The 12,527-nt window shown below is 42.7% G+C and carries 8 protein-coding genes and 1 tRNA gene; 6 read left to right on the top strand and 3 right to left on the bottom strand.

What is annotated here, in order from left to right; genetic code table 11:
• Window positions 1-75 precede the first annotated feature (75 nt).
• The 4 genes from KO534_RS12800 to KO534_RS12785 all read left to right on the top strand — a co-directional run bounded on the left by KO534_RS12800 (window position 76) and on the right by KO534_RS12785 (window position 7,377).
• The gene (locus tag KO534_RS12800; protein WP_215930057.1) at window positions 76-3,294 is read left to right on the top strand and encodes a glycosyl hydrolase; all 3,219 of its coding nucleotides are present in this window, start codon (window positions 76-78) and stop codon (window positions 3,292-3,294) included.
• Window positions 3,295-3,377: 83 nt separating this feature from the next.
• Window positions 3,378-6,512 (top strand): TonB-dependent receptor, encoded by a 3,135-nt coding sequence (locus tag KO534_RS12795; RefSeq protein WP_215930056.1) that lies wholly within the window; start codon window positions 3,378-3,380, stop codon window positions 6,510-6,512.
• A 286-nt stretch (window positions 6,513-6,798) separates the two neighbouring features.
• A tRNA-Ser gene (locus KO534_RS12790) sits at window positions 6,799-6,888 on the top strand.
• 267 nt (window positions 6,889-7,155) lie between these two features.
• Window positions 7,156-7,377: a hypothetical protein gene (locus KO534_RS12785; RefSeq protein ID WP_215930055.1), complete on the top strand. Its 222-nt coding sequence runs from the start codon at window positions 7,156-7,158 to the stop codon at window positions 7,375-7,377.
• A gap of 60 nt (window positions 7,378-7,437) precedes the next feature.
• Here the strand turns inward: KO534_RS12785 and KO534_RS12780 are convergent, their stop codons facing one another.
• A complete protein-coding gene (locus KO534_RS12780; RefSeq protein ID WP_252732130.1) occupies window positions 7,438-8,865 on the bottom strand; it encodes an MFS transporter in 1,428 nt (475 codons plus the stop codon).
• A gap of 94 nt (window positions 8,866-8,959) precedes the next feature.
• Here KO534_RS12780 and KO534_RS12775 point away from each other — a divergent pair, with 94 nt between their 5' ends.
• Window positions 8,960-9,397, top strand: a complete 438-nt coding sequence (locus tag KO534_RS12775) for a helix-turn-helix domain-containing protein (protein WP_252732129.1) — start codon at window positions 8,960-8,962, stop codon at window positions 9,395-9,397.
• 49 nt (window positions 9,398-9,446) lie between these two features.
• Here KO534_RS12775 and KO534_RS12770 read toward each other — a convergent pair whose 3' ends face one another.
• On the bottom strand, window positions 9,447-9,968 hold the full coding sequence (locus tag KO534_RS12770; RefSeq protein WP_215930054.1) for a hypothetical protein: 522 nt from the start codon (window positions 9,966-9,968) through the stop codon (window positions 9,447-9,449).
• A 630-nt stretch (window positions 9,969-10,598) separates the two neighbouring features.
• Between KO534_RS12770 and KO534_RS12765 the strand changes: the two genes are divergently transcribed.
• Window positions 10,599-11,651, top strand: coding sequence for a GGDEF domain-containing protein (locus KO534_RS12765; protein WP_215930053.1), 1,053 nt, complete (start codon window positions 10,599-10,601; stop codon window positions 11,649-11,651).
• An 89-nt stretch (window positions 11,652-11,740) separates the two neighbouring features.
• Here KO534_RS12765 and KO534_RS12760 read toward each other — a convergent pair whose 3' ends face one another.
• The gene (locus tag KO534_RS12760; RefSeq protein ID WP_215930052.1) at window positions 11,741-12,448 is read right to left on the bottom strand and encodes an NYN domain-containing protein; all 708 of its coding nucleotides are present in this window, start codon (window positions 12,446-12,448) and stop codon (window positions 11,741-11,743) included.
• Window positions 12,449-12,527: the final 79 nt, after the last annotated feature.

Here is a 12,527-nt window from a genome sequence, read left to right as displayed (position 1 = left end):
TAAACAAAGTGAACCGGTTCATTTTGTTGTTGGAAAAATTCTAACAATAGATTGAGCTACTTTTAGAGGCCAAAAATGAGACTTAAAACAAGCATAAAACCAGTAGGAGCAATGTTATTTGCTTTAGTAGCTGGCATAACAACGGGCTGTGTTGATGAGGCAAAGCTAAATACCGATACAGTGACTTATACGCCTGAAGAACGCCCATTGGGGATCATTGCCACTGAAGGTGCCGAGTACGAACCCAATTCAGATGTCACCATTAGTGCCCGTTTGGTGGGCACGGTATCAGGGCAAACTGTGCTCTGGACCCAAACATCGGGTACGGCTATTGAAGGAGTATCTGATTGGACGTCTACTGCTATTACCTTTACCGCGCCTGATGTGCTAGGAATCGAAACCTTTGAGTTTGAAGTTAAAGCGCTAAATGCTGACGGCAGTGAAGCCTTAAACGCAGCAGACGAGCCCATTGTAGCTACGACTAGCATCACTGTGTTTGACCCTGCTACTAAAGTTTTCTATGAAATTGAAGACGAAAGTGTAGCCACATTAACAGCCGTTAATGCGGTGTCCTCGGGAGAGAATTACCTTTCGGGCGCATCAGGTTCCCATACAGAAGATATTACTCCGGGAGCGTCTGTAAGTTTTAGCATTAACGCCGAAGAAGATAAGTTTGTCACCTTGTACGCCGCCTTTGGTATTCCATCGAGCGGATATGGAAGCAAAGTAGCGATCGTTAATATCAACGGCATCGAAACCGAAATCACCGTAGACGCAACAGGTAATTTTTCTGAATACCGAGTTGGCGTCATTAAACTCAACGCCGGTGAAAATATCATTGAAGTTGGCGGAGGCTGGAACTATTACCGCTTAGATTACCTCATGACAGTGCCTGCCGCGCAACCGCCTGCACCGCTTGCCGTTGCTCCTACTTTAGTCAATACCAATGCCCAAGATTCTGCAATAACGTTAATGGAATATCTCACCACAAACTATGGTAGCAGCACCTTGTCTGGACAAACTGAATACCTAGTAAAAGACAACCAATTTGGGTTAACCGAGTTTGACAAAGTGGTAGCTGCAACGGGTGATGATGCACCCGCTATTGTGGCCTTTGATTATATTGATATGTCTGCGAGCAGAGTCAGCAATGGCACAGACGTGACAGGCATAACAGAGGCGATGATTGCCCAGCATGAAGAAAAGAACGTGATCTTGTCTGCTTTATGGCATTGGAATGCGCCTATGCACCTAACTGACACCGACGGTGATGGCTTAGGTGACGAGTCGGGAAGCAGTGAACAGGCTTGGTGGTCTGGTTTTTATAGCAAAGCGACAACCTTTGATTTAGCCGCAGCACTGGCAGATAAAAATAGTGCTGAATACACTGCATTGTTGGCTGATATAGATACTGTATCTGCAGAGCTTAAAAAGTTACATGATGCCGAAATTCCGGTGTTGTGGCGGCCACTGCATGAAGCGGAAGGCACTTGGTTTTGGTGGGGTAACGCCGGCGCCGAAGCGCTAAAAGAGCTGTGGATTATCATGTTTGACCGTATGACTAATACCCATGGTTTGAACAACTTAATTTGGGTATTTACCCATGCAGGTGAGTTAGACAGCAATTGGTATCCGGGTGATGAATACGTCGATATTGTCGGTTACGATGGCTACGCAGGGGCTAATCCAGATGCGCCATTTAGCTCGCAATATGCCACGTTAAAAGACCGCTTTAACGGTAAAAAATTAGTGGCCCTTACAGAAACTGGCACTATTCCTAATGTGTCGTTAATGCATGAACAAAATGCCTGGTGGTCATTCTTTATCACATGGAATTCTTCTGAACAGTATGGTCCAGATGGCATAGACAACGCCATTATCGACAGCAACTATGCCTTTGATGGTGTGATTAATTTGGCAGATATCCCTGGTGGCCGAGACAAAGTCGAAGCTGGTCTATGGGAAAGTTTTGAAGTCAGTACCCAAAATTTTGAAGCACAAATTAACTGGTCACCTACCTCAGGGATCTCAACCTCAGATAAATGGAAAACCAGTGGTTCTCGTGCCTTAACTTTGGTTAAAGATCTCAGCGCAGAAACAGAGCCTACGGGCGCAATGTTTCAAGTGTATCCTACTGGCGGTATTGACGTGAGTGACGTCACTACCCTTAAAGTCAGTGCCAATGCCATTAATGCAGGTGCAGGCACCACAGTGAAGTTATTTGTGAAGCACGGCGATGATTGGGCGTGGGCCGATAGCGGGGCCGTTGAAATTGTAGACGGCGGTATTGAACTTGAAGTGGATGTGTCGGGCTTTGATTGGCTTGCAGGATTGGGTTTCCAATATGAAAACATTGATGCAGCAGCCACCGCTGCAGAATTTTACTTAGATAACGTACGTTTAGATGACACGGTGATTTATGACTTTGAACCCAATACATCAGGCTGGGAGTCACAAATCAACTGGAGCGGAGTCCCAGGTTTAACGGTAACCCAAGATTGGGCAACCAGTGGCAGTCGCGCTTTGACCATTATTAAAGACTTGTCACAGGAAACTGACCCCACAGGTGTGGTATTCCAAGCTTATCCAGTTGGTGGTATCGATGTAACCGACATTTCTACTTTAAAGCTCAGTGCGCATGCAGTGGGTGCGGGTGCAGCTACCACTATCAAGTTATTCGTTAAATACGGTGATGACTGGGCGTGGGCTGATGCAGGTGCTATCGCCATTAGTGACAACGGATTAGAGCTAGAGATTGATGTCTCTGAATACACCTGGCTTGCAGGCTTAGGTTTACAAATTGAAAACATCGATGCCACTGCGACTGATGCGCGATTCTATCTGGATAACGTTCGTTTGGAGGATAGGGTCATTTATGATTTTGAAGGCACCAAAAGTTGGGAATTCCAAGTGAGTTGGGCGCCCACAGCTGGCATTCAACTGTCATCAGACTGGTCTGCTGAAGGTAAACAAGCCTTGTCTGCCAGCACCGCCAATACTGCCGACATAGTGTTCCAAGTTTGTCCGGCTGGTGGTTTATTGCTGGGTGATGTCACCACTATGAAGATCAATGTCAACGCCCTAAATGCCGGTGCGGATGTTAATGCTCATATCTTCTGGAAAGGCGAAGGTGAACAAAGCTGGCCTGAAGCCATACCTGTTACCGAAGGTGGAGTGGAATTGAGTATCGACCTTACTGCAGGTGAACTCGAAGGCTTTGGTGTGAGGTTTCAAGCTCCAAACAACAGCAGCGAAGATGCACAATTCTTCATTGATAACGTGCGTTTTGAATAGTTCAAACCGTCGACGTTAAGTGATTACTCGGATGCATCTTGTTTTCTTAAACCCGATGCCGCCTACAAAAAATAAGAAAAGGAATGAATATGTCTTTCCAAAATAGAACATTTAATCGCAATATCTTGTCTGCAAGCATAGCGGCAAGTCTCATGTTGTCTGGCGCAGCACTGGCACAACAAAATGAAGCGAGCGCTGAAGCCGAGTCAGAAGATGAAGTCATAGTGGTACGTGGTATTCGCGGCTCACTTATACAATCCATGCAAAACAAACGGTTCGCTGGCAGCGTAATCGATTCGATATCAGCGGTAGATATAGGCAAGTTGCCTGATTCTACTATTGCCGATTCGTTGCAACGCATCACTGGGGTACAAATCACCCGGTCGGGTGGTGAAGGCGCCCTAGTTAACATTCGTGGTAACGGCAATGTTGCCACCACGTTAAACGGTGAACAAATGTTGCCAGCCGGTAATATTACTACCATCACGCCCGACTTCGCGGATATTCCTTCGACTATGGTGTCTGGTTTAGATGTGTATAAGTCTTCTCAAGCCAACAATGTAGTCAGTGGTTTAGCCGGGACGATTGATCTAAAAACCAACCGCCCCTTTATGTTGGAAAGTGGCTGGACGGCATTAGGTAAAGTAGAGGCTTCTCGAGGCTCTCTAGGAAAAGAAACCGACCCCTCTTTATCCGCCTTTGTGGGTTATAACAATGAAAGAGATTTTGGATTTACTTTAAACGTGTCTCGGTCTGACAGTTACCTTGCCGATTACACTTTAGGTTCCCAAGGTGGTGAGCCTGGTCAATATGGCGGTTGGAGTTTTAACGCCGCAGAGACTTCCAATTTTGTGCAAGACAATGTTGATGTGAATGGTGATGGTGACGTCAACGATGTGTTTTACAGTTTCCAAGGTCATCAGGCGGCGAATCGTTTTATTGAACGTGAAAGAACGGGTCTAAATGCGTCGCTTCAATACCAAATATCTGATGCTTTACAGTTAACAGGTGATGTGTTTTATACCAAGCTCGAAGAGTATCAATACTTTGCAGGCATAGTGGCGAGCCAAGCTTGGCAAGGAGTCACAGGATGGTTTACACCTACCCAAACTACGGCTTACCCGAATATTACCAATCAAGACGGTGAGTTTGTGGTGGGTGAAGGAAACTATTACTCGGTGCAAGCAGCGGATTACCAAGCGAGATCGGTGAAAGCTCATAACCAAACTTGGGCAGTTGACAAAGAAGCACTGAATACCAATTTAGAGTTAACTTACGATAACGGCGGTAACTTAACCGCCAGTGTGCGCTGGGTGCACGGTGAAGCCGCTAACGATAGCGCTCGAAGTGTGGTGGATTCGTTTATTTTGTCTGGTGAACAGATTGGAGATACTTACCACGGGCCCGGTAATGAATACATTAGCGATGCCAACCCATGGGGATACGTGGGGTTACCAGCTGAATTGCCTGATGGCACACCAGCGGGAGACTATACCCAAAATCCCGTTAGTATTTCTTACGCAAATGGCTTACAAACTTGGAACTTTGCAGATGTACAAGTCACCGATACAGTCACCGGTGAAGTAGTAACCGAGGCGTTTGGTAGTAATCTGGATCGCTACAGCAATAAGTCGTCCAATTCATATGGTGAATTTACCAACGCAGACCTTGATATTTTCCGAGTAGACGGCACGTACCTTTTGGATATCGACGCTATTCCTATGGTGACATCCATTGATTTTGGAGTGCGCCATGCCACTAGAGAGGTGAAAAAAGATGGTTGGTATGGTGGTGTAGCTCGCACTAATGCCTATGGAGATGCTTTTTTAGCTCGGTGGAAAGATACCGCCACTCAAGCGCCGCTTACGTTAGAATCTTACATACCACCTATTTCGTATACTGAGTTAAACGAATTAGGCATGATCAAACAGATCAGTGACTTTAAAGGCACAGCCGGACTAGAGAACTTCTATTTTATTGACCCCAAATCAATGAAAGACCCCATTGCCTGGCACGAACAAATGTATGGTACAAACGTGTTAGCACCCGATGCGGCCAACGTATATGTACTAGAAGACGTCACGAAAACCTTTTATTTACAATCAAATTTAGAAGGGGAAATCGGTGGTTTTAGCTACACAGGCAATATTGGTTTTCGATACATTAAAACCGAGTTCGATATAGTGCAAAGTGAAGCTTTGCAAGGCTCTGTGGCTACCTTTAACGGTCAAGAATATTTGATATCAAACGGTGTACTCCAGCCAGACGGCAATAAAGTGAATACAATCAACGGATACAGTGATTTTCTGCCTGCGATTAATTTAGCTTTGAATCTAGATGAAGAGCAAATTTTACGCTTTTCCTATACTGAAACAGTGTCAACCCACAATACCGATTCACTGGCAGGCGGCCTAACAGTCAATCGTGTTAAAAACTGTGAAATTAAAAATAGCGCCGGCGAAGATGTCTTTTGTGCCACAGGCGGTGGTCAAGCGGGTAACCCTAATTTACAACCCAACCGTAACGACAATATCGAAATGTCTTATGAGTGGTATTTTAGCCAAACTGGCATGTTCAACGTAGGTCTGTTTATGGTTAAAGGAAATACCCAGTTTAGAACCTCATTAATCGAGCGTGACGACATAGTCGACAGCGACGGTGAAGTAAGGGGCTACAACCTGACCACAGGAGAATTTACAGGAACGGTACCGATTCAAACCACAGAAACGTTCGATATTGAAGGTGATTGGAGTGACCCAGGTTTTGAAATCGGTTATCAACAAGGTTTGGATTTTCTAGATGGCTGGATGAGCGGGTTTGGTATCACGGCTAACTACACCTATTCGCCTAGTGAAAGCACTGATTTAGACTATTATGGTAATCCATTGCCTGGGATCGCCAACTCTAAAACTCAAACCAACCTAGCGCTTTGGTACGAAAAAGACGGTATCCAAGCCCGAATTGCCCATAACTATCGCAGTAAAATGTTCAATGGTGTCAAATACGAAGGTAACTACCGCTTTGCATACTGGACAGCAGCAACCAGTTATTTAGATGCATCAGTGAGTTATGACGTAAACGATATGGTTTCTGTGTCACTGCAAGGTACTAACCTGACAGAAGAATACCAAGAAGACTATCATCAATGGACAGAAAACGTAGACAGTAGACGTTATGCTGAGCGCCGTATAACCCTAGGTGTACAAATGAAGTTGTAGTTATGTCTTTTGACCTAAAGTCAGCCCTCTTAGGAGGGCTTTGTTGTATTTACGGCGATTAATCCTTGCAGCTTTAAGTTTATTTAACCTGAGCTTGGGATAAAAAATGTCGACAACAAAAATAGCGTCGCTTACAGGCGTTGGTTATCCCGAGTTCAGGTTATTTAACATTTGATGAGGTAATTTATACTAAAACTAAGGTTTTAGCTTGATTCATGGACATGATTTCCATACCATACGCCGCGCTTTGAAAGTCAGCACAATAGAACTTTTAAAGTCAAAATTTGGAGAGGTGGCTGAGTGGCTGAAGGCGCACGCCTGGAAAGTGTGTTTAGGGTTAAACCTAACGAGGGTTCGAATCCCTCTCTCTCCGCCAAATAGAGGTTCAATAGGAACCGATAAAGACCCGCAAAGCACATAAATAGCTGCTTTAGCGGGTTTTTTATTGCCTGTAATGACCGTTAAGGTTTAGTCGCATCCTTTACTTTTTGGTAACACCTTCAGTAACACTGGAGATATTGCTATCAAACCGGTGTTATTAAAACGGGAAAAATCACTAAACCGCTAGCTAATACCGAAGAGTCCACTATTGATGGTTCAGATCACATTGACCATTTGCTTGCTAACAAATCGCTTGTTTTAAGTGTCTCTGAATTTTTATTATAGTGAAAAAATCCGATATAGAGCCCTACAAGAAAAAACATCACTTAGTATCCCGATTAAATATTCCGAACAAGGTAAGCAAGAGGCGGTTGAACAAATCATTCTCGTGGACACTTCAGCTGGCGGTGCCAGAGAAAAAGCTGTTATTGTGTGCAACCAACAGACCAATGTGATTGAAGAACACAAATCATTGCATCCATGAACATAGTTGCACCTAGGCCGATCATTAAAACGTTAGGCGGCCCGAGTCTCTTGATTAATCTCACTGGCTGAGCGCCTTTTGTTTGCTAGTTAGAAAAAGACTAACTAGCGATAATAAAACAATTATTGATGAAATAATGAAGGTTGTAGAGAAGGCGGCATTCAATTGTTGTGTGGTAGCATCTGATACATGCTTAACGTGAAGAAAAAATCCAAATATTCCGCCCATAAGTGACGCTCCGGTCATTAAACCAAAGTTTTTACATAGATTTATGACTCCAGACGCTAACCCTTTGTCTTCGTCAGAAATGCTATGCATGACAAATGTGTGATGAGACGCTAAAAACAACTGCCTTCCGAATGACAGCACTAGAAGTGATGCTATATAACCATAAAGACCAAACTTGACCGGTAAATATGCGAAGCTCAAAGTGCCTAATATCACCAGACACAAACCAAGCAGTAATATAGGGTTAACGCTATATTTATCAACTAGCTTGCCAGAGGGGTATCCTGATAACGCGGCGATAAATGGTCCTATTGACATGATTATGCCAACTGTGGCCGTAGACATACCCAATGCATAAGTAAGGTAGTATGGGCCTATCACTAATGTAGACATGGCAATAGCATTAACAAATATACTTGCGATTAAGGTTCTATTACGTAATTTGTTTTCTAATATTGAAAGCTTGATAAGCGGAGAGGAGAGCTTTTTTTGACTGTATACAAAGATCGTAAAAAGGCCAAAGCTAAGAGCCAAAAAGCTCACGCTAGTCAATGTGATAAGTAAGTCACTTGAGGTCATAGCCAATGCATAAAACAAACATGTGCCCGTGAGTAATATCGTACCTAATGAGTCGAACCTTTTGGGGTTAAGTGTTGATACGTGTTCATCTGGGATACCGTTTGAACACAAGACAAAAGCTAAACCAGCTAGTATCGCTAATAGCCAAAAAATAAACGGCCAGCTTAGCACTGCTAGTGTCATCCCACCAAGGACAGGCCCCAACGAAGTACCTATTGCAGCTGTAGTGCCCATTAAGCCCATCGCCAAGCCAGTTTTATTTTTCGGGAGTAAAGTTCCAGCTAGCGCAATTGTTGATGAAAGTATCAATGCTGCCCCCGCTCCTTGTAAAAACCGAGCGAAAATTAATATCCAGACTTTAGTACTTAATGCACAAAGCAAGGATGTCCCGAAAAAGATGACGATACCGGTTAACATCATTTTTTTTCTTCCAAATTTATCACTTAGTGCGCCTGCCCCAAGCACGAGTGACGTGACTGCTACTAGGTAGGCAATGACAACCCAATTTACTGCCGATAATGGCGCGTTGAAACTATGTGAAAGTGCGGGCAATGCAACGTTGGTAATGCTGACGCCTAATGTTGGGATCAGTAAAGCAGCTGCAAGACTAAGTAAAATGATGTTTTGGCTCATCACACCATTATTTATCGGTCTTTCAATTTGCAAATGTTCTTTGCTCATATGGATTAATCTCCTTAATAAAACTTGACTAAGTCGGACTTCCAACTTATTTTCGCATGATACAACTTAAAGTTAACTTGAGGTCAACAGTGGTATGGGTGTAATTGATATTTCGCGATTATCAAAGAAGTCGGGGATCCCTGCTTCAACTTTACGGTACTACGAAGAGAAGAAACTGATAGAGTCGATTGGTAGAGATGGACTTAAACGGCTATTTGATTCTTATGTCTTCGAACAGCTAGAATTTATTGCTCTAGGACAACGGGGGGGATTCTCACTAGAAGATATTCAATCAATGCTCACCACAAAAGGTCAGTTTGAAGTTAACCGTGAAAAGCTTAAAGAAAAAGCAGATGAAATTGGCGACAAGGTTAAGCAGTTAACTGCAATACAGCGATGTTTAGAGCATGCCGCCAAATGTTCAGCTAAAAGGCATTCTGAGTGCCCAACGTTTCAAAAGTTACTGAGGGTTGCAGGAAAAGCCCAAGCTCGTAAACGACAGTCTTTTCCTTTGAAAAGTGCTAGTCAGTAAGTTTATTTACACTAATGACTAATGACTAATGACTAATGACTAATGACTTCTATACCTGTGGTTCATTGATAAATCGGGTCATCCGACCTGATTTAATTTCCTCCTTAAAGTCACTACTTGTTAGTCTAAATTGCATGAAGTCTTCCGACAAACATTTAGTATCGTGTATGTCTCCTGGTAAGAAGAGTTTACAATCGCCAGCTTTCATAATTTCAGAGCCCCTAGAGACCAGATGGGTAATACCTTTTGACGTAGTGATTTGTTTGTAAGTGTTCATTTCTAATGCGCCAGATTGAACCGTGTAAAACACCCAGCCAGCACCATGATTATGTGGCGAGCGATAGTGACCTTTTTTCTCCGTATGAGCCAGTAACATAAAACCATGATCAGAGTCGTGATAAAGCTGGCTTGCAGGAGATTTATCTCGGTGAAGCTCTTTTAACCAATGTTCATCACTCGGTGCTTTTGCTAAATCCATTAGTAGTTTTCTAACACCTGTTGTGGTCTGTGTATTCAGGCCAGACCACCGCATAGTGACCTCTTTAATAAAATTTTCTAAACTATTTGTCATGCTAAGTTTTCCTCTAAGTAGTAGTTCGATTAAGAGTATGCAACTTCAAGTTAACTTTAGGTCAAGGCTTATTGTTTAGAAGTTTGCTAAAAGTGAGTAAGGTGAGAATAAATGTTTAAGAATGATACCGGCAAAGAAGGCCTTTTTGGGCACTGACCCCTGATCACGAGGTTGAGTTATAGACATGCAAATAATCAATACCGGTATACTTTTCTTCTAGCTATTGACTCCGTTCAGCCAAAATATCGAATATTTGGTGCGAGTCGGGATGAGAGTTCTCACTGTTCGACAAATTTTCCAGGAGCAAATTGGACATTCGCTGTTTAGCATGGTCGCGAAGTGATGAAATGCAGGGAAGTGTTTTACACAAAATGTCAGGAACATTTTATAAGCTACATCCCTGTAGCTCACCTTTAAGACAGTCTAGCTAAAGCTATTCTTTTATATATTCAGATAACTAAATTGCATTGTCATTGTTTTACATAGAGTAGGATTAGTGTAATGTTGAGTTTCAAATTCTTAAGTCAGTAAATGAATTCCGCGAAGCAATTACTCCCATGGTTATCTCCATATTCGAAGGATTTTATGATAATTGTGTTTCAAAGATTCTCTAAAGGCAGTGTTAAGTAAATGTCCACCACAAACGAACCGCTGGTTAGCGAATTGGGTAAGTTTCGAAGACCAGAGTTTTGGCAAGTATTTATGCGTTGTGCCCAAGTAGCGTCGTTGATTGATGTCGCATTCTTTTTTCTTTTTCACGCACTAGGGTCGCCCATTCTTGCTTGGTTTAACGTGGTTAGTGTGGCGATATATATAGTTGTTTATTACGCGTCGAAAAACCGCAGGAAAAAAATAGCCGTTTCTCTAATATGGTTAGAAGTGATTGTACATGCTGCCCTTGGCGTAGCGCTAATTGGTTGGGGAAGTGGTTTTCATTATTATTTATTCATGTTTATTCCGGCGATATTTTTATCCACGTCTTTTAAACCTGCGTTAGTCGCGTTGGCCGTGTTATTTGCTTGTCTTATCGGGCTTGATTTAATGTCGTGGTTTATTGAGCCCATTGAACCGATTAATGCTTTTGCCTTAAAAATAGTGCATATGTTTAACATGAGTGTTGTGTTTTTCATGTTTAGTTACTTGTCGTTTTATTATTTAACTACGGCACGTCGTGCGCAGAAAAAGCTGAATATTATGGCGACAACCGACCCGCTAACAGAGTTGTACAACCGTCGTCACATGAACGATTTGGTCGATAGAGCCATACAGCACTCAACAAACAATAATCAGGTTATCGGGATTATTTTAATTGATATCGATCACTTCAAAAAAATCAACGATCTGTACGGCCATAAAGTCGGCGACGACGTACTTATTAAAGTTTCCGAGATCTTAAAGAAAGAAGTTCGTAAACAAGACTTAATATCACGCTGGGGCGGAGAGGAATTTTTGATTACTCTCCCTAATTCTAGCCTTGTTGATACACAGTTGAGTGCAGAGCGAATACGCGAGGCCTTTGTTAATTACAATTGGCTTAATGAGGTGGGTATTGATGTCAGCCCTACAATCACTGCTGGCATTAGTGAGTTAAAACATACAGAAAACTTAGACTCAGCCATCGCTCGGGCAGACCGCGCACTTTATAAAGGTAAAGAAGGCGGTAGGAACCGAGTTGAGTCTTGAGTCAGACCGTTGATTCTTTTTAAACATTTTTCCGAAATACACCAAACAAACTATTTAAAATGTATGGAGTTTTCCTCAAGTAGCTGAATTTATTTAACCCGCTTTTTATCTCGAACCCAAATTGCCGAGCCATTGGTTTTTTTCATCTCAAATAAGTCTATTGCCGCAAATAAATCACTGAGTTTTTTAAAACCATAGTTACGCTGGTCAAAAGACGCATGATTGGAAATATGCGATCCAATTGGACCTAGTCTGGCCCATCCATCATCTTCTTCTACCGCTTCGATTGCTTGGCGCAACAGATTCATCAATCGAGTATCACTTTTGATGTTTTTAGGGGCGGGTTCAGGAGTTGCCATTTCAGCTGGCTCTTCGTCAATAAACAAGAATCTAGAGCAGCTATTAACAAACGGGGAGGGGGTCTTACGTTCACCAAAACCAATGACATATTTTCCATCGGCTAAAGCTCGGGTCACCAAAGGAGTAAAATCACAATCCGAGGAAACTAAACAAATTACATCGACTTGTTTAGTGTAAAGAACATCCATCACATCAATCACTAACGCCATATCCGTGGCATTTTTACCTTTGGTTAAATCAAATTGCTGAACCGGCTGAATAGCAAACTCGTGCAGTATATCTTCCCACGGCTTAATGCAGCTATTAGTCCAATTACCATAAGCCTTGCGAATATTGACCACACCATAACGGGCCAACTCTGACAGTATCTTATCAATTTTTCTGGCTGGGGCGTTGTCGGCATCGATGAATAACGCGATTTTGTTTGTTTCGTTCATATCCAATTCCGTTTAAATAAAAACAGAGTGTAACTATAATGCTGTTCACTTAATGTGAGTAGCAGATTTTTTTGATGGA

This window comes from Paraglaciecola arctica, assembly GCF_018861065.1.
Classification (GTDB): Bacteria; Pseudomonadota; Gammaproteobacteria; order Enterobacterales; family Alteromonadaceae; genus Paraglaciecola; species Paraglaciecola arctica_B.
This window is presented reverse-complemented; position numbering and strand designations above follow the sequence as displayed.